At 48.3% G+C, this 18,312-nt stretch carries 15 protein-coding genes; 6 read left to right on the forward strand and 9 right to left on the reverse strand.

What is annotated here, in order from left to right; genetic code table 11:
• Window positions 1-34: 34 nt before the first annotated feature.
• The 3 genes from H6H02_RS00695 to H6H02_RS00705 all read right to left on the reverse strand — a co-directional run bounded on the left by H6H02_RS00695 (window position 35) and on the right by H6H02_RS00705 (window position 4,165).
• A complete protein-coding gene (locus H6H02_RS00695) occupies window positions 35-1,804 on the reverse strand; it encodes a ribonuclease J (protein ID WP_242040511.1) in 1,770 nt (589 codons plus the stop codon).
• Between the two features lie 323 nt (window positions 1,805-2,127).
• Window positions 2,128-3,012 (reverse strand): 4-hydroxy-tetrahydrodipicolinate synthase, encoded by an 885-nt coding sequence (gene dapA, locus H6H02_RS00700; RefSeq protein ID WP_190813664.1) that lies wholly within the window; start codon window positions 3,010-3,012, stop codon window positions 2,128-2,130.
• A 109-nt stretch (window positions 3,013-3,121) separates the two neighbouring features.
• Entirely contained in the window at window positions 3,122-4,165 is a 1,044-nt protein-coding gene (locus H6H02_RS00705; RefSeq protein WP_190813665.1) for an aspartate-semialdehyde dehydrogenase, read from the reverse strand.
• A 446-nt stretch (window positions 4,166-4,611) separates the two neighbouring features.
• Between H6H02_RS00705 and tig the strand changes: the two genes are divergently transcribed.
• From tig to H6H02_RS00730, 5 genes are all read left to right on the forward strand, one after another.
• A complete protein-coding gene (tig, locus tag H6H02_RS00710) occupies window positions 4,612-6,069 on the forward strand; it encodes a trigger factor (RefSeq protein ID WP_190813667.1) in 1,458 nt (485 codons plus the stop codon).
• A gap of 157 nt (window positions 6,070-6,226) precedes the next feature.
• Entirely contained in the window at window positions 6,227-6,919 is a 693-nt protein-coding gene (gene clpP, locus H6H02_RS00715) for an ATP-dependent Clp endopeptidase proteolytic subunit ClpP (protein ID WP_190813670.1), read from the forward strand.
• Window positions 6,920-6,928: 9 nt separating this feature from the next.
• Window positions 6,929-8,269: an ATP-dependent protease ATP-binding subunit ClpX gene (clpX, locus tag H6H02_RS00720; RefSeq protein WP_190813672.1), complete on the forward strand. Its 1,341-nt coding sequence runs from the start codon at window positions 6,929-6,931 to the stop codon at window positions 8,267-8,269.
• 115 nt (window positions 8,270-8,384) lie between these two features.
• A complete protein-coding gene (locus H6H02_RS00725; RefSeq protein ID WP_190813674.1) occupies window positions 8,385-9,305 on the forward strand; it encodes an alpha/beta hydrolase in 921 nt (306 codons plus the stop codon).
• Between the two features lie 159 nt (window positions 9,306-9,464).
• Entirely contained in the window at window positions 9,465-10,520 is a 1,056-nt protein-coding gene (locus tag H6H02_RS00730) for a hypothetical protein (RefSeq protein WP_190813676.1), read from the forward strand.
• A 119-nt stretch (window positions 10,521-10,639) separates the two neighbouring features.
• Here H6H02_RS00730 and H6H02_RS00735 read toward each other — a convergent pair whose 3' ends face one another.
• Both H6H02_RS00735 and H6H02_RS00740 read right to left on the reverse strand, forming a co-directional pair.
• Complete coding sequence (locus tag H6H02_RS00735) at window positions 10,640-11,254, reverse strand: hypothetical protein (protein ID WP_190813678.1); 615 nt, start codon at window positions 11,252-11,254, stop codon at window positions 10,640-10,642.
• Between the two features lie 41 nt (window positions 11,255-11,295).
• Entirely contained in the window at window positions 11,296-12,564 is a 1,269-nt protein-coding gene (locus H6H02_RS00740; protein WP_199328909.1) for a glycoside hydrolase family 10 protein, read from the reverse strand.
• Window positions 12,565-12,938: 374 nt separating this feature from the next.
• Between H6H02_RS00740 and H6H02_RS00745 the strand changes: the two genes are divergently transcribed.
• The gene (locus H6H02_RS00745; protein WP_190814195.1) at window positions 12,939-13,436 is read left to right on the forward strand and encodes a pentapeptide repeat-containing protein; all 498 of its coding nucleotides are present in this window, start codon (window positions 12,939-12,941) and stop codon (window positions 13,434-13,436) included.
• A gap of 122 nt (window positions 13,437-13,558) precedes the next feature.
• Here the strand turns inward: H6H02_RS00745 and ftsY are convergent, their stop codons facing one another.
• The 4 genes from ftsY to H6H02_RS00765 all read right to left on the reverse strand — a co-directional run bounded on the left by ftsY (window position 13,559) and on the right by H6H02_RS00765 (window position 18,269).
• Window positions 13,559-15,472: a signal recognition particle-docking protein FtsY gene (gene ftsY, locus H6H02_RS00750; RefSeq protein WP_190813681.1), complete on the reverse strand. Its 1,914-nt coding sequence runs from the start codon at window positions 15,470-15,472 to the stop codon at window positions 13,559-13,561.
• 63 nt (window positions 15,473-15,535) lie between these two features.
• Window positions 15,536-16,174 (reverse strand): transcription antitermination factor NusB, encoded by a 639-nt coding sequence (gene nusB / locus H6H02_RS00755; protein WP_190813683.1) that lies wholly within the window; start codon window positions 16,172-16,174, stop codon window positions 15,536-15,538.
• 160 nt (window positions 16,175-16,334) lie between these two features.
• Complete coding sequence (locus H6H02_RS00760) at window positions 16,335-17,057, reverse strand: DUF502 domain-containing protein (protein WP_190814197.1); 723 nt, start codon at window positions 17,055-17,057, stop codon at window positions 16,335-16,337.
• Window positions 17,058-17,363: 306 nt separating this feature from the next.
• Window positions 17,364-18,269, reverse strand: coding sequence for a glycosyltransferase family 2 protein (locus H6H02_RS00765; RefSeq protein WP_190813685.1), 906 nt, complete (start codon window positions 18,267-18,269; stop codon window positions 17,364-17,366).
• Window positions 18,270-18,312: the final 43 nt, after the last annotated feature.

Below are 18,312 nucleotides of genomic sequence, written 5' to 3' on the forward strand. Positions count from 1 at the left end.
TCCATAGCTTCCCTCACACTCTCTATCTGCGTAGTTAAGATGCGACCTTCGCAGTCGAACGGCGGCGGCGTCTTCCAGCAGCCTTCGCAGGTGGCTCTTCTTCCGGAGTTTGCAGTAAGAAGACGAGCAATGGGCGAGAAGACTGGAATTCGCGGCGGATTAATCGCTGGAGGGCGGACTCCATTAGCGTTTGCAGTCCTATCCAGTCAACTTCTAAGAGTTCATCGTCCAAGGTGCGGGCGAATTCTGACCAGCGATCGCTCAAAAGCGATTCTAGGGTTTCGCGGACAATTCCCTGTAGGCGATCGCGTTCCATTAAAGTCACGACACCGCGCAGGTGAACTTCCGGCTTAGCACTCAGTTTGCCCTCCCAGTTCACCGCTGCTGCGATCGTCACAATTCCATCCTCAGCCAACTGCTGCCGTTCCTTCAGCACATTGGCTTTCACCACGCCAGAATTATCTACCAGCTCAATGCCAGAAGGAACTTTACCTTTCACCTGGATGCCATCTTCCGACACCGCTACGACATCTCCATTGTCAATAATCACCATATTTTCAGCGGGGATGCTCATGCTTTGGGCGGTCTTGGCGTGCTGAATCAGCATCCGATGTTCGCCGTGAACTGGCAAGAAGAATTTCGGACGAGTCAGGGCAATCATCAGCTTTTGGTCTTCCTGACAGCCGTGACCGGAAACGTGAATCCCCTTATCACGACCATAGATGACATTAGCACCCTGCATCATCAGCTTATCAATGGTGTTTACCACTGCAATGGTATTTCCCGGAATCGGGTTTGCCGAGAAGATCACCGTATCGCCTTTACGGATTTTAATTTGCCGGTGTTCGCCGTTCGCAATCCGCGTCATTGCTGACATCGGCTCACCCTGGGAACCTGTCGTTAGAACGATCACCTTCTCTTCGGGCAGCTGATGAATCGACTGCAAAGGTTGGAATAGATTGTCCGAACACTTGATATAACCCAAATTGCGTGCTTGGGCGATCACATTCAGCATCGAACGACCCACAACGGATACTACCCGTCCATGTTTTTGGGCGATTTCCAGAACCATGTTAATCCGGTGGACGGACGAAGCGAAAGTCGTCAATAGCACCCGTCCCTTTGCCTGACTGATAAAGCGTTCAAGATTGGGATAAACTGAACGCTCAGAAGGAGTAAACCCTGGTACTTCTGAGTTTGTAGAGTCGCTAATCAGGCATAAAACGCCCTTCTCGCCGTATTCAGCCAGTCTCTGTAAATCAAAAAACTCGCCATCTACGGGTGTGTGGTCAATCTTAAAGTCACCTGTATGGATGACGACACCAGCGGGAGTATGGATAGCGACGGTAAAGCTATCAGCAATTGAGTGAGTGTTGCGAATGAATTCCACGAAGAAGGAAGCGCCAATTCGCACCATGTCACGGGGTCCCACCCGTTTGAGTGTGGTGCGGTTGGAAACGCCTGCTTCTTCTAACTTGCCTTCTAGCAACGCCATTGCGAGGCGGGGACCATAGATGACTGGAATATCAAACTGTTTGAGGTGATATGCGATTCCCCCAATGTGGTCTTCATGACCGTGGGTGACAATCATGCCCTTAATCTTGTGGCGATTTTCTCGCAGATAAGTCATATCGGGCAGGACGATATTGACGCCGTGCATTGAATCGCTGGGGAAAGCCAATCCAGCATCTAATAGAATAATTTCGTCGTTGTATTCAAAAACACAGGTATTTTTCCCAATTTCATGGAGTCCGCCCAGGGGAATAATTTTCAGGGTGGGTGCGGATGATTCGTTCTTATTCAGGAGGGGTGCGGATGACTCGTTCTTATTCAAGATGGGCGCGGAGGGTTCGTTCTTGTTGAGGATGGGTGCGGAGGGTTCGTTCTTATTCAAGATGGGTGCTGATGATTCGTTCTTAGTCATTTGTTTCCTTCTATTTAGTCAATCAATGTCAATCAATACAAAACCGTTGAAAATTTGCATAAGCTAGGGCAGCTTTGGCACATAAAAAGCCCCAAGTAAAAAGAAAAGGTTCTGTCTTTCGCCTTTTTACTTTGTCTTTTTTGCCTTTCGCCTTTTTACTCTTGCCTTTGTGGACGTATTCAGTTTTTCAAAAAACCGTCGCCTTACACCAAAGCCATCTGAGTCATTACAGCCGCTACCATTTGCCTATCTGACTCTGGGAGATGGCAGAGTGGTGGACGAGTGGCACCTACATCCCAACCTTGCAGTTGTAGAGCTACTTTGACGGGGATAGGATTGGTTATGCAAAACAAAGCTTTAAATAAGGGAAAAAGTTTCAGGTGAATCTCGGTTGCTACCTGAGGTTGACCGTTTTCAAAGGCTTGGATCATCTGTTGGAGCTGAGTCCCTACCAGATGGCTAGCAACGCTAATAACTCCCGCCGCCCCAATGGCTAATAAAGGTAGCGTTAGGGAGTCGTCCCCGGCGTATATTTGAAATTCCGGGGGGGTTGTGCGTCGGATCTGGCTCGCTTGGTCTAAGTTGCCACTGGCCTCCTTGATTGCCACAATATTCGGGATCTCTGCTAAACGAGCCACAGTTTCTGGCTGGAGATTCTGTCCGGTGCGACCGGGTATGTTGTAGAGGATCAGGGGCAGGTCTGGGCAGGATTGGGCGACGCCGAGGAAATGCTGATACAACCCTTCTTGCGGAGGCTTGTTGTAGTAGGGAACAACTTGTAAAGATCCATCTAATCCTAGTTTAGCGGCTTTTTCGGTGGCTGCGATCGCTTCTTTGGTTGAATTTGACCCCGTACCTGCGATTACCTTCGCTTTGCCAGCTACCGCCCGCTGCACTACCTGAAATAACTCGTATTCCTCATCCCAAGTCAGTGTCGGAGATTCCCCCGTCGTGCCGCATACTACTAAGGCATCGCTGCCATTTTCAGCCAAATGAGCCGCCAGTTGCTCTGCAACAGCATAATTTACACTGCCATCTTCTTTAAACGGCGTCACCATTGCGGTGAGAACGCGCCCAAAATTTACCACACTCTTTTAACTCCTCCCTGTTTTTCGTGATTGGTTTTGTGATGAGTTTTTGTTGGGAAGGGCGCACAATTACTGTGCCCCCTGCTGTTGCGAATCGTCGTGTAAAAAACTATTTAGAAAAAGCTGGGGTTGTCGGTTTCAGTAGATGCCGTCCCACCAATAATTCGGCAATTTGGACGGCATTGAGCGCCGCTCCCTTGCGAATTTGGTCTCCACTCAGCCACAGTTCTAACCCACAAGGATGAGAAATATCTTGCCGAATCCGACCTACTAGCACTTCATCCCGACCGCTCGCTTCAATGGGCATCGGGAAATAATTGGTCTGCCAGTTTTCGACCAACTTAACACCAGGAGCATTCGCTAGCACTTCCTTTGCCTTGGCTACTGGGAAGGGCTGCTCAAATTCTAGGTTAATCGCTTCGGAATGGGCACGGAGTACGGGAACCCGCACGCAGGTTGCTGTCACTCGCAGCTCAGGCGCACCGAAAATTTTGCGCGTCTCGTTCAGCATTTTCAGCTCTTCCTCACAATAACCCAGATCGGTCATGGGGGAATTATGGGGAAATAAATTAAACGCTAAGGTGTAGGGAAAAATACCCGGTTTTGGCTCTTCTCCCCGGAGAATCGCTGAAGTGTGAGTTTTTACTTCTTCCATTGCCCTCGCACCCGCACCACTTGCCGATTGGTACGTAGCGGCAACAATGCGTTTGACTGGCTGCACTTGATGCAAGGGCCAAACCGCCACTGCCAACAAAATCGTCGTGCAGTTGGGATTGGCAATAATTCCTTGATGAGTTGCCGCGGCTTCTGGATTCACCTCTGGAACCACCAGAGGCACCCCAGGATCGAGGCGAAAGGCACTGGAGTTATCGATCACCACTGCCCCGGCGTCTACTGCTTTCGATGCCCAAGCTTTAGAAGTAGAGCCACCGGCAGAAGCTAGCACGACATCCACATTATCAAACGAGCGATCGCTCACTGCCTCTACAGGCAAATCTTCGCCTAAAAATTGCAAAGTCCGACCGGCGGAACGGGGGGAAGCCAAGAGTTTCAACTCAGCAACCGGAAAGTTACGGGATTCTAGGAGTTCTAGCAACTCCGTACCCACCGCACCCGTTGCTCCCAGAATGGCAACGCGATAGGAATCAGACAAAGATGGTTCCTCCTCTTGAATACATAGTAAGTGTCAAAAGCTTTAATGAGAGTGAGCCAAAGTTAAATATTTTTTTGTGAAATTTGAGCTTGTACAGTGAAGATGCTTTTTATTTGACTGTTGCTTGTTATATAACGAATATCTCTAATGAAATTTTACACAAGCTTAGCACCGACTTCGTCGAAGTTTCCAGTCCCGAACCAGCTAAATTGAATTCGCAACAGAGCGATGGCTTAGTCAATGTACTATCATCAAATATGTCAACGAGAGGGATAGGTAAGGTTTTATTTACCAAGGCTCTAACTGTTGCAAAACTAGGATATCACGGGGTTGAGACAGAAATTGTATCCCTTTGGCTTGAACCGACCGTCCGAAAACGTCTGCAATACCCGCCCTCTCGAATTGTTACCAACCTTGTCGCTCTGAGTTTTGAGAGAAGTTAACGGATGAAAGTTACCCAGGAAAAGCTTCCCGCCAGCAAGATTGGCTTGGAAATTGAAATTCCAGCCGATATGTCAAAAAATGCCTACGAGCAGGTGATTCAAAAGCTCGCACGCTCAGCCAATATTCCTGGGTTTCGCAAAGGAAAGGTGCCTCGCCAGATCCTTCTACAGCAACTGGGGACGGCACGAATTAAAGCAACTGCCTTGGAAGAACTGATTCAAGATGGTCTTCAGCAGGCTCTCAAGCAAGAAGCAATTGAGGCGCTTGGTAACTTTGAGCTGCGTTCTGACTTCGAGGAATTAGTCAGCCAGTTTAAACCCGGAGAACCCATCACTTTCTTAGCTGCGGTAGATGTCCAACCGCAGGTGCAGGTGAGCGATTACAACAATCTCGCGATCAAAGCCGAAGAAGTCCCCTATGACTCCAGTGCGGTAGAGAAATTTTTAGAAGAGCGTCGCGTCGAGCAAGCTACGTTAATTCCGGTGGCAGGTCGTCCGGCGCAACTGGGAGATGTAGCGGTAGTCGATTATACCAGCCGCTTTGTCAGCGAACAAGAAGATGAAGCACAGGAAGAAATTAGCGGGGGACAGGCAGAAGACGCTCAAATTGAGCTGGTAGAAGGGCGGTTTTTGAGCGAATTTATCGATGGGATTGTGGGAATGAATCCCGGAGACAGCAAGGAAGTAGAAGTAAAGTTTCCGGAAGATTATCGCCAAGATTTAGCTGGTCGCACAGCGATGTTTACCATCACGCTCAAAGACCTGAAGGAAAAAGAGTTACCGGCGGTGGATGATGACTTCGCCCAAGAAGTCAGCGAGTTTGAAACCCTGGCTGAATTGCAAGCTGACTTAGAGAAGAAATTCCGAGAGAAGGCTGAGCAAGAAATGTCAGCCAATAAAGAGCAAGCGCTTGTCAAGGAACTTTTGAAAAGAGTTGAAATTGACCTGCCGGAGACCCTGATTCAGCGGGAAGTTGAAACCATGCTTCGTCAAACCATCATCCAGATGGGACAGATGGGGATGGATGTCAAGAAAGTGTTTACGCCCGACATGGTAAAACAAATGGGCGTGCGATCGCGTCCGGAAGCCATCGAGCGGATCAAACAAACTCTGGTACTTGAGGAGATTGCTCAGCGCGAATCCCTCAAAACTGAACCGCAAGAGGTGACAGACCGAGTCAATGAACTACTCCAGCAGTTCCCCGATCAAGAGATCGACCTAGAACGGTTGCGTACCATTGTTGAAGGCGATCTGCTCAAAGAAAAAGCGATCAAGTGGCTAGAAGAACACGCCACGATTGAACTGGTTCCCCAAGGCTCTCTCGCTCCTGAGGAGACAGAGGAAGCTCCGGCTGAAGCAACCACTCCAGACTCCATAGAAGCGGCACAAGCTGAAGACACTGAAGTAGCAGCAACCACTACTGAATCCACACTAGAGGCTGAGACGTTTGAGGTTGAATAAACCTTGCGTCGGGGCAATTTTTAAATTGCCCCGACCTCTGCACAGGTAGTCCTGAATGGTCAAATACACCGGATTCGGATATAACGGAAGTATGTGGTGAAGAGCCACTCGCCAGTTCACTCGATAGTGCAGCGTTTAAATATAAGTTTCGCTCGTTATGGATGTATCTCTGTCCCGGAATTACGAAATCACAAACCTGAGGAAGAGTAATATTTACTCACAACTCCCCAGTAACGTCGTCCCTATGGTGGTGGAACAGTCCGGAATGGGGGAACGGGCGTTTGATATCTACTCGCGGCTGTTGCGAGAGCGCATCGTTTTCTTGGGGACGCCGGTTGATGATAATGTGGCTGACTCGATTGTGGCTCAGCTGCTCTTTTTAGACGCCGAAGACCCGGAAAAAGACATTCAGCTATACATCAACTCCCCCGGTGGATCGGTGACAGCTGGGATGGCAATCTATGACACGATGCAACAAATACGTCCTGATGTTGTTACCATATGCTATGGTTTAGCAGCTAGTATGGGTGCATTTTTGCTAGCAGGTGGAGCGCAGGGTAAGCGCATGGCTTTACCCAGTTCCAGAATCATGATTCACCAGCCCCTGGGAGGCGCTCAGGGACAAGCGGTTGATATAGAAATTCAAGCAAGAGAAATTCTCTATCATAAGCAAAAGCTGAACGAGCTACTGGCTCAAAATACTGGTCAGCCGTTTGATAAAATTTCGGCAGATACCGAACGCGACTTCTTCATGTCATCTGCTGAAGCAAAAGATTACGGTTTGATCGATCAGGTCATCTCCAGACAGAATCTTCCTCACTCGGAAGCAACTGTCCCTTCACTGAGGTAAGAGGCAAGTATGTCTAAGTACGACTCCCATCTAAAATGCTCATTTTGCGGCAAGTCTCAAGAACAGGTACGCAAGTTAATTGCAGGGCCGGGAGTCTACATCTGTGATGAATGCGTTGACCTGTGTAATGAAATTTTAGATGAGGAGTTACTGGACTCTGGGGCACCCGCACCCCAGCCAGTGCCTCGTGCCGAACCTCCCCAGAAGCGCCGAACCCGGTCGGGAAATATTTCTTTAAGTCAAATTCCCAAACCGAGAGAACTGAAAAAGTATCTCGATGAACACGTCATTGGTCAGGATGAAGCCAAAAAAGTCCTTTCTGTAGCGGTGTACAACCACTACAAGCGCTTGAGCTTTATTCAGTCTAAAGGCAGTGCCAAAGGGGGGCATGAAGATCAGGTAGAACTGCAAAAATCGAACATTCTCCTGATTGGCCCGACGGGTTGCGGGAAAACCCTGCTGGCGCAAACGCTGGCGAGTATTCTGGATGTGCCCTTTGCAGTAGCGGATGCTACCACGCTTACAGAAGCAGGGTATGTGGGGGAGGATGTAGAAAATATCCTACTGCGACTGCTACAGGTGGCAGACCTCGACGTTGAGGAAGCACAGCGGGGGATTATTTATATAGATGAAATTGATAAGATTGCCCGAAAGAGCGAGAATCCCTCAATTACGCGGGATGTTTCTGGTGAGGGCGTTCAGCAAGCTTTGCTGAAGATGTTGGAAGGGACGGTTGCGAATGTGCCGCCGCAGGGTGGACGCAAGCACCCCTACCAAGACTGCATCCAGATTGACACCAGTAACATCATGTTTATATGTGGTGGTGCTTTTGTAGGTCTGGAGAAGGTAGTAGAGCAGAGAACTGGGAAAAAGTCAATCGGCTTTGTCCAGGGCGGGGAAGGGCAACCGCGAGAAAAGCGGACAGCAGATATTGTGCGGAACCTGGAGCCGGACGACTTGGTGAAGTTTGGGATGATCCCAGAGTTTATCGGTCGGGTGCCAGTGGTGGCGGTCGTCGATCCGCTGGATGAAGAGGCGCTGATGGCAATTCTGACAGAACCTCGGAATGCTTTGGCGAAGCAGTATCAGAAGCTGCTGAAGATGGACAACGTGCAACTGGAGTTTAAGCCGGATGCGCTGCGAGCGATCGCGCAAGAAGCGTATCGGCGGAAAACAGGCGCACGGGCACTGCGCGGCATTGTTGAAGAACTGATGTTGGATGTGATGTACGAGTTGCCGTCCCGCAAGGATGTGACTCGCTGCATGATTACGCGGGAAATGGTCGAGAAGCGATCGACTGCCGAACTCATCGTACATCCCTCCTCGATGCCGAAGCCCGAATCTGCCTAAAGCTTGTGTTCGCCCTAGGGACAAAAAAAGCTGAAAATAATATAGAAACCCGTTTTCTTACTCGAAGACGGGTTTTTTACATAATAGGCATCACTCAAAACTCAAAAATTTCAACATGGCTCATATTCAAGTTCGTGGCATCGCCCATTATTACGAGTGGATTAAGACACCCAGCGAGGAAGGTAAAAATAAGCCGGTGATGGTCTTTCTGCACGGATGGGGGGGATCTTCTCGATACTGGGAAAGCCCCGCAAAAGCCCTGTCGGATACGTTTGACTGCTTGCTGTATGATATGCGAGGATTTGGGCGATCGCGTAAACCTTCGGCGGTGGGGAACGGTAGCGCCTTAGCAGAAGAAATCTCGTCTCCACTGGCAGACGAACCTGCGACAGCGGAAGAGTTCACTTACGAAATGGAGGAATACGCCGATGACCTAGCAGGCTTATTAGATGCCTTAGAACTGGATCGCGTATACCTTAATGCTCATTCTATGGGCGCATCTGTCGGAGTCTTTTTTCTAAACCACTATCCAGAACGAGTGGAAAAGGCAATTCTAACCTGTAGCGGCGTTTTTGAATACGACGAAAAATCATTTAAAGCTTTTCACAAATTTGGCGGTTACGTCGTCAAATTCCGTCCCCGTTGGCTGTATCAACTTCCGTTTGTTGACCGAATGTTCATGGCGCGATTCTTGCACCGTCCCTTACCCGGTGCCATCAGTCGTGCTTTCTTAGATGATTTTCTCATGGCAGATTATCAAGCTGCTGTAGGCACTATGATTACCTCAGTTAGCGAAAAAGCATCTGAAGTGATGCCTAATGAATTCGCCAAGCTTACCGTTCCAACACTTTTAGTTGCTGGCGAATACGACATCATTATCCCCGCAGCAATGGGGCGTCAAGCAGCAGCATTAAGTGAGAAAGTCGAGTATGTTGAGATTCCCGATACCGCTCACTTCCCCATGCTAGAGGCACCGGAAGCTTACCTGAAGGTAGTGCGAGAGTTTCTGGGACGGGACTCACTTCAAAATTTTTAGATTCAGGGAATGTGTCAACCTTTAGGTTGTCTTCTAGTTGTCTTCTAACAGTGTATAAACGGTGAAGGTCATCGCACCTTCACCAAAAACTAGCGTTGATTTGCGACAGCAAAATGGGACATTGCACTCAGTATGTTAAGACAATCTAAGGGAAAGTTTTTGTTCAAATCTGAAGCACTGCTTGAAGAATTCATTTGGTTACATCTTAGTTCATTGCTTAATTTAACTCACCTTAAGAAACAACACATTATCAACAAACAAAATAGAGCGGATATCTTAGGGATGAATTCTTTAGGGAGACTTGCAATTTTGGAGATTAAAAAAGGAGGTGATAAAGGCAGTATAGACCAACTTATACGATACAAGGATAACTTAATTAACAACCGTCCGCAAACTCCTGAATTCTCCAAAGTAGATTTCAATAAAGATTTTATTCTAATCGCTGTAGCGTCTTCCTTTTCAGATTCTACTATAACCTACGCTGAAAGTAAGATACCAGGTTGTTTGCTTTTGACTTATCAAGTCAAAAAAACTTTAGCCGGTGAATACTATTTAATATTGAAAAATATTGATAACACTGTATTGTCTCAAGTAAAAGTTGAGGTATTTGAGGATTCTCTCTTTGATTCTCTGCCATCATTTATGCAGGCATACTTGTTGGAAAAACCTCAAGTCCGAGAAAATGTATTGAAAATGATTCAAACAATACAATCTTACAGTTCAGATATACGATTTGACAGCTACGCAAGTTATTCGCAAGATAATGTCTCAAAAAAAATTGTATTTGCTAAATACAATAAACAAGGACAAGTGCCAAAAGACAAAACTTGTGCTTTTTTTAGTTATGATTATGGACTAAATTTCCCTACAGGAAAGCTATCTCTAGAGGTTTACTTACCAACTGTTGACATTAACCCCCGAACATACAAACGAACCAAGAAAGTAGATGGTATATATGTGGAAACCAATGATTTTGTGAAGGTGACTGAACTAAGAGATTTAAATTATACATTTTATAAGAATTTGGGTTTACCGTTACGGTATCCGTTTAAAACCCCAGAGATAGATAATACATTCTACAGTTTTGAGGACTACTATATCAACTACCGGAAGTATATGAAGTCTCGGCAGAAGTTAAGCCCAGTTAACCACTCTGATTTTACTTCTGTAGAAGGAGTAGTGAAAATGGCTCTAGAAGATTGGTCCGTAAGATAAATTAGAAATTGAATATGTTAAGTGAAAATGTTACAGTTCAAATGCCAGAAATTATCTGTTAGCGGTTGGTTAATACTGCTTATCCTACTGGGCGATCGCTCTCTCCACAAAAGTTCTAGTTAGCCAGGTTTAAAGCGCACCAAGCCAATTAGGGCAACGCCTGTAATCGCAGCAACGATAACCCATGCCACGGCTAAACCCACCACCTCGCTAACGAATAAGCGCGTCGCTTCGCGCAACAGTCCCCCAACAGCCCAACCCATCGCTAGCCCCATCGCCCAGCTGACAGAACTGACCAAGACCCAGATCCAAGCTTTTTGCGCCTGCTGAAACAGGACAAGCCCTTGCAGCAGTCCTAGCAAAGCGCCTGCCAGCCCCCCATTGAAGATTCCAAAGATAATCCTGGCTTCAAATAGTAACGTTCTGGGTGCCACCCAGCCGATGGCTCCGACGCCACTGCCGCCGATCAAGCCCCAACTAAGTACACTGGTGAGTACCCACCAACCCGCGATCGCGTTTGGCATCGTTTTGCTCACCTCAACTTGCTGTCTGAGAACGAACGCTTGTGCCAAACCAACCGCAGATCCGCCAATTGCACCTTCTAAAACGCCGATATCGGGTCTTTCACCCACCTCAATCCACAGCAAACTAACCAAAAAACCCACAAGCGTGACGCATACCCACTGGAACCAGAAAATGTAGAAATTGGTAATCGGCGATTGGTCATTGGTCATTGCTGATGGCGAATTGCTCATTGTTCATCATCGATTACTCATTACCGATTACCGGACTTTGGCAAAATCTGGGGTCGTGTAGCGCTAGCAGGAAAAAGTGCCCGGAATGCTTCTCGGCGTCTCTTTGGTGGCTCTGGAGACATATAACCCCACAAGCTTTCCCAGTAGAAGAAAGATACCCCACTAAAACCGCGATCGCGCACCGCCTGAACTTGCTGTTGAATCTGCTTCATGTCAATCGGACGACTCGCTAACCCCGATAAGATCCCGACACCCACTGGAATCTGACGACGCGCCATCTGCACAGAGGGTTGCGACAATTCAGCCAAAAAACTTTTTAGGTCATCTCGATACACCTGTAATACCAACTCCTCCACCAAACCCCGCTGCACCCAAGTCTGCCAATCTTGAAGATAGAATCTGTAGGCAAAAGAGTAGGGGTTAGGAGACAAAGACACCAAGCATCCGGGTTTGACAGATTTAACAGCCTGAAAGAGCCGCTGCATAAAATCAGTAATCTTATTTGCTCTCCAGCTCATCCACTCAGCATCTTTAGGGTTGGTAGGAGGATTTTTACCCTCGTGTTCTTGCCGATAAAGCTCGGCTGTAAAAGGATCGTAACCAAACTCAACCGGCAAGCCAAAGTGATCGTCCATCTGAATGCCAGCTACATCATACTTAGTAACGACTTCAACCATCAGATTTAGGATAAACTGCTGCACTTCTGGATGTAGAGGGTTGAGCCACACGATTTTCCTGGCAAACTGGTTGCGGATAAATTGTTCGACTTTTCGAGAGGAAGGCTGAACATTTGGCTTTGCCGGGTTGAGCAAGTCCTGTTCCAGAATCTCCGGCAAGATATTTTTGGTGCCGTCTTGACGAAGTGAGATCCAGTCTGGGTGGCGCTTTGCCAGTTCTGAACTCGCAGGAGCCATAAAGCCATACTCAAACCAAGGAATCACTCGAATTTGCCGTCGATTTCCCTGCTTGATTATCTCAGCTAAAACATCTCGCCCCAGCCCCAGAAGCTCTAACCCTTGGTCTTGAGGGCGACCCGTCTTCCGTCTTGCCACAGTGCTGGGGTAAAAAGTATGTCCCCGATTCCAGACTACAGGGTAGACGGTATTGAAATGTAATTGAGATAGCTGGTGCATCGCCCGGTTGACTCCCCAGGGCATAAATAGCACAGAACTCGCAACATTGGTCAACCAAACGCCCCGCAATTCCGTGGAAGCTACAGAAGGCGGTGACTTGGCTCTAAACTGGGGAGAATAAATGGAGAACGCGATCGCTAGGCCCAAAGAGAGCAAGGAAATGAACCAAGTATAAATCCCGTTCCTTTTTCGGCGGCGCGACCTCCTTAGACCATTGGGCTTTGAACTTGCATAATTTCTAACCACTGATTCTAACCACTGATAAATACGCCGCTAGATTGCTTCGGTTAATCCAACATCCAAAATGGCATAAGTTGAGTCAACCTCATCTGAAATTTTTGTTCAAAAATTTGAAATTGAACCGCAACGCTGCCATTCGCTGAAGAAATCCGAATTGGAAGTGCCGTATCAGGAACTCTAATATCCAATCACCTAGCCAGTCATGGCATGATTAATCTAATTGTCGCGAACTTGACTGTTCTCGAAAAATCCTTTATTTTTTCAAGCGGCTCGTGAAAAATCGATCTAGTATGAAGCATTTTCTCCGACTAACAGCATTGGTTGTGGCACTCGTGCTTATCTGTTTTTCCCCTTCAGCACTCGCCGCTAGCTCTTCTTCCATTTCCCGTTCAGCTAGCCAAGGGGAACTGATGGGTAAGGATTTCTCTGGTCAAAACTTACAAGCAATTGAGTTTTCCAACGCCAACCTGGAAAATATTAACTTTAGTAATGCCGACTTACGGGGTGTGGTGTTTAATGGTTCAGTGCTGAGCAAGGCGAATCTACATGGAGCAGACTTTACCAATGGAATCGCCTATTTAGCTGACTTCACAAATGCAGATTTAAGTGATGCAGTGTTTGAAGATGCGATGATGTTGCGATCGCGCTTTAACGATGCGAACATCACAGGTGCCGATTTTTCTAATGCGATTTTAGATGGTGTCCAAGTAAAAAAACTGTGTGCCAGAGCAACGGGTGTTAATTCTAAGACAAAAGTGGTCACTCGCGAATCTTTAGGCTGTCGATAAAAGGCGGTTGATCTAGATATTCGGGGCTGTCGGTTTTCATGCACAAAGTTGCTGACAAATCAAAAACCCGTTTTCTCAAAGAAAACGGGTTTTTCAAGCTAAAAAATTAGGTTAACAGACTATCAGCCACTCAGCAGGGCTTCTACAAATTCGTAGCTAGAAAAGGGACGTAAATCTTCTATACCTTCCCCCGCACCGATGAAGCGGATGGGCAAGCCAAGCTGTTGTACTACGGCTAGAGCTACGCCTCCCTTGGCAGTTCCATCGAGTTTTGTCAAGACGACGCCGCTGAGTTTTGCAGCTTCTGAGAAGACTTGTGCTTGGCGCAAGCCATTTTGACCGAGGGTGGCATCAAGCACCAGGAGGGCTTCTACTTGGGCTTCGGGGGCTTTTTTATCGACAATGCGGCGGATTTTGCTCAGTTCGTCCATCAGATTTTTCTTGTTCTGGAGACGCCCTGCGGTGTCGATTAGGAGTAATTCTGTACCCCGCGCCTGCGCTGCTGCGATCGCGTCAAACACAACAGCAGCCGGATCGGTATTCTGTCCTGGGTTGGCAATCACTTCAACACCACTGCGCTGTCCCCAAATCTTTACCTGTTCTACCGCAGCGGCCCGGAAGGTATCGGCAGCGCCAATTAAGCACTTATAGCCGGATTTTTGGGCTAAATGGGAAATTTTGCCAATCGTAGTTGTTTTACCCGCACCATTAACCCCAGTCATCAGCCAGATATTCAGAGTGTCTTTTGTTGGGACAAAGGTGGGACTGTAGGATTCCTGAATGGGTTGGTCGAGTAAGTCGCGCAGGATTTGTTTGAGGTAGGCGATCGCTTGCTCTGGCGGTAGCACCTCATCTCGGAGCCTCTTTTGGAGCGTATTGATGATAGAGTCTGTCGCCTCAACGCCAGCATCTGCCTGCAACAGCAGCGCCTCAATCTCCATGACCGCATCTTGATTCAACGGCCCTTGACCGACAATTGCCTTCAGTCGGTTGATCAAGCTGCGACGAGTTTTATCCAAGCCTTGCCGCAGTCGCTTCAGCCAGGTAATTTCTTCAATTGAAACATCCTCCGCCCGACGCCCCTGAGCTGCCAGCACTTGCGCTGACCACATAAAGCCCTCATCGAAGGTGAATCCTGGTATCGATTCAGTCTCCACGGTTGCCGCTGCTGGCTGCACGGGTGCCCTGACAGGCTCTGGTTCTGGCGTCTCTATCGCCGTTGCCTTGAGGCGTTCTAGCCGTGCCTGTCGGTCTTCCCGTGCCCAAAAGGGCACCGGGGCACTGGTGGCGGTCTCACCTGTCTGGGATTCAGTCGCTACTGGTCCTGGTGATGCCTCTGGGGGTACGGCTTCTAAATTGACGCCGGTTTCGGCGATCGCTGTCTCGACCTCTGGTTCCTCTGCCTCTGATGCTGGAGGTGTGGCTTCTAAATTGATCCCGGTTTCGGCGATCGCTTCCTCGACCTCTGGTTCCACAGACTCATCTGTTGCCGGTGCCTCTGCCTCAACGACGGGTTCGGGCGTTTGAGTCGTTTCTGCTTCTGGTTCTGGCGCTGTTTCTACCGGGGACGCTTCTGCCAGTGGCGGCGTTTCCGACGTTTCCGGTGCCTCAGCTTCAACCGTGGTTGTCGCGGGTGCCTCAACTGATTGAGCCGTTTCAGCCTCTACACTGACTTCTGCCGTTTCTACTTCGGCTGTTTCTACTTCTGCCGTTTCTACTTGGGCCGTTTCTGCAACAGTCTCTAATTTGCTGGGTTCCGCTGCCGAAGTGGCGGGTGACTCAGCCACCGCTGGAGCCGTTTCCACCTGGGATTGTTGCTGTTTTTGCTGAATATTTTTGTAGGCTGCTTTAGCGTAGCTAAGCAGGTCTTCAGCAACCTGCGGTGACTGAGCCTCTGTTGTTGATTCTGACGTTTCGGTTTCGGCTTCCGGTTGTAGAGACGCAATATCTGACGTCTCTACATCGGTTTTTTCCCGTTCAACCGGGGAATCACTTGTTTTATCGCTAAACTGACGACGGAACCAATTAAAAACCATTGCACCTACAAAACTCAGCAGCAAATAAGGAGCTATTACTGCTACTAACTATAGAGAACTTTTCTACGTCGTGGGCGACTGAGTCTTCAGCTGGTCAGTAACTCGGCGCAGGACGCCTTGAATAAACCGATGCCCTTCCTCATCACTGTACCGTTTGGCTAACTCTATCGCTTCATTGACGGCAACTCTATCTGGCACGCCGATATACATAATTTCTACTACTGCCACCCGCAAGATATCCCGGTCAATCCGAGGCAGGCGGTTTAACTGCCAATTCACCATTGCTTCGTCCAGCAGTTGATCGATCTCTGCCCGCTTGGCGTTGACTTTGGTAATAATTTCTAAGGCGTAGGCGCGAACCTCCTGCTGGTTTGATAGTTGAATAAATTCTGGCAGTTCTAGAGCAGTTCCCACTCGGTTGATGGCTGCCTGAGTTAGCTCAATGGCTTCGTTGATCATCGCCTTTGCACTCTGAACATCCGAGGCGCGGGTTTCGCTACTAAGCAAACGCTCGCTTGAGCGTTGAACTTCTGCTGCGGCAACCTCTAAAGTCTCTTGAACTTCAGCGCTGAGGGCGCGGATGGCAGCAGTGACGAGACTGGATATTTGCTGGGTCGCCATTCGTTCTACAGTCCCGCTCAGCTGGCTAAGGCTGAGGAGAGCTAATTCACGGGCAATTCGGCGGGGTTGGCGGTTTTGCATGACAAATTCTAATGGGTAATTCGGAATGGGTAATCGGTAATCGGTCGTTGGTCAAAAGCTCATTCGTCATTGGTCATCAGCCAGTAGCAACAAACCAAGGACTAAGGACTGAGAACGACTAACAATTACCCATTACCCATTACCCATTACTCGGGATTTTTTAATCTTCCTCTGTAGGTAAAACCTGCCATCTCCCTTCAGAAACTAAGGGTTCTAGTTGGCGATCGCTACCAGTGGGAACCGGCACCAAGGGAGGGGGGTTGGGACTAACAATTCCTCCCGAAACCACTACCTTGAAGGCATCTTCAATCGACATGGAGAGGTTCAGCACTTCTTCTTCCGAGACAATCGCATACCAGCCGGTGGTTGGGTTAGGCGTAGTTGGAATAAAAACGCTGAGCATGGGACCAGGCATCTGACATTGGATTTCGCTGCTCATCACACCTGTAACAAAAGCGATCGCCCAGACCCCTCGACGGGGGTACTCTACCAAAACGACACGACGAAACTTGCCGTTTGTATCCCTTAAAATCGTTTCTAGTAACTGTTTGAGGGTTTTATAAACCGATCCTGCTAATGGAATCGCCTGCAACAGTCGCTCCCCAAAATCTAGCAACCACCGTCCGGCAATATTGCGTGCCATTAAGCCAATCAGCAAAATACACAGCAATGGAACGGCTAGTCCGACCAACAGATTTAGGACATTCACCAGGATGGGATGCAGACCATCGAAGGGGTTTACCTGCTTTGGAATGCGGGTCAAAAAGTTGATCACCCAGCTGGCAATTGTAATTGTCAGCCAGATTGTGGTAGCCAAGGGAATGACAACCAGAAGACCTGCTATCAGGTCATTCTTTAAGTCCTGCTTGAAGCGTTGGATCACAGATTGCCCAATCTCCTTACAACTGGCGGTGCTTTCTTTATATCGGGCTGCCAACTCTTATCAAGTAAGCGTTGGCTGAAAAAGTTCGTCAATCAACCCCAAAAGACGCTCCTGCAAAACTGGAACTGGGCATTCTCTATAGATTGCTGCTCCTTCATGCATAGCTTACCTGCCGCGAAAGCGCAGGATTGATTCTGGGATTGTGCTTTTCTATCTTTCTATCTTTATTTGTAAGACTTGTGAAGAATTGTTGCAAGTCCCCTGGTATCTAGTATCACACTTTACACTTTAGCATTTACAAGCCCGCTACCTTTGTCGAGGAGAGGAACTGACTGTCGCCGCATCCACATTTGTGTCGTCTGGAGGAATTGGTGGATTTGGGTCATCCAGTGGGGGCTGGGGCAGATGCTTTAGCTCCCACACCTTAAGTAAGATCAGATATTCGTAGAATGCCTGCAAGGTACACCAGGCAAACCCTCCTCGCCCATCCAAAATGCCACCTAGGAAGAAATACATATATACGAAGCGCACGAGCGGGCGGAAGGGCAACCGCAGGGACAAATCTTTGAGGGCGCGGCGTTTTTCTACTTCTGAACGACCCCAGAATAAATCTCGCCAGTTGACACTTCCTTTTTCTAACTGGCGCAGGGTTTCAACGGCTTCGTCTGTAGAGTAGCGGTTGTGCTTGTCAATCCAGCGACTCAATCCTTTACTACAGGTGTAGTGGGGATAAGTTTCTTTCAAGAAGCTGGTAGGTCCTTCGCAAACTTCCCGTTCGGTATGACCGTAGTCGCTAAACCAAACTTTGCCTGGTTTCAACAGACGCATCTGGTAGCGGGGATACTGAGTGCTGCGGCGAATCCAATTGCCCATGAACATGACGCGCTCTGCTGCGTAGTAGCCGACATATTCAGTCGTTTTAATTGCTTCCAGGCATTCCTGAAACAGCTCTTTTGTCATCCGCTCATCAGCTTCTAGGATATAAATCCATTCGTGTTTGGCGGGGACTTCTTGGAGCATCCAGGTTCTTTGTCGTCCGTGACTTTCAAACCGATGCTTCACCACCCGTACATCGTAGCGACTGGCGATTTCGACGGTGCGATCGCTACTGTACGAATCCACCACGATCACATCATCCGATAGCATTGCCGATTCAATACAAGCGGCAATATCAATTTCTTCGTTATGGGTCAGTATGTAAATTGAAAACATGCGATGCCGTTCGTGAGAGGAAAGAACCAATCCCTGCTTTGAG

Origin of the sequence: Coleofasciculus sp. FACHB-1120 (genome assembly GCF_014698845.1) — a bacterium.
Taxonomy (GTDB): Bacteria; Cyanobacteriota; Cyanobacteriia; order Cyanobacteriales; family FACHB-T130; genus FACHB-T130.

Bases quoted from the DNA above. Each gene is read 5' to 3' on its own strand.
- tig (WP_190813667.1), top strand. From the start codon at position 4,612: ATGAAAGTTACCCAGGAAAAGCTTCCCGCCAGCAAGATTGGCTTGGAA.
- clpP (WP_190813670.1), top strand. From the start codon at position 6,227: ATGGATGTATCTCTGTCCCGGAATTACGAAATCACAAACCTGAGGAAG.
- clpX (WP_190813672.1), top strand. From the start codon at position 6,929: ATGTCTAAGTACGACTCCCATCTAAAATGCTCATTTTGCGGCAAGTCT.
- H6H02_RS00725 (WP_190813674.1), top strand. From the start codon at position 8,385: ATGGCTCATATTCAAGTTCGTGGCATCGCCCATTATTACGAGTGGATT.
- H6H02_RS00735 (WP_190813678.1), bottom strand. From the start codon at position 11,254: ATGACCAATGACCAATCGCCGATTACCAATTTCTACATTTTCTGGTTC.
- H6H02_RS00745 (WP_190814195.1), top strand. From the start codon at position 12,939: ATGAAGCATTTTCTCCGACTAACAGCATTGGTTGTGGCACTCGTGCTT.
- ftsY (WP_190813681.1), bottom strand. From the start codon at position 15,472: ATGGTTTTTAATTGGTTCCGTCGTCAGTTTAGCGATAAAACAAGTGAT.
- nusB (WP_190813683.1), bottom strand. From the start codon at position 16,174: ATGCAAAACCGCCAACCCCGCCGAATTGCCCGTGAATTAGCTCTCCTC.
- H6H02_RS00765 (WP_190813685.1), bottom strand. From the start codon at position 18,269: ATGTTTTCAATTTACATACTGACCCATAACGAAGAAATTGATATTGCC.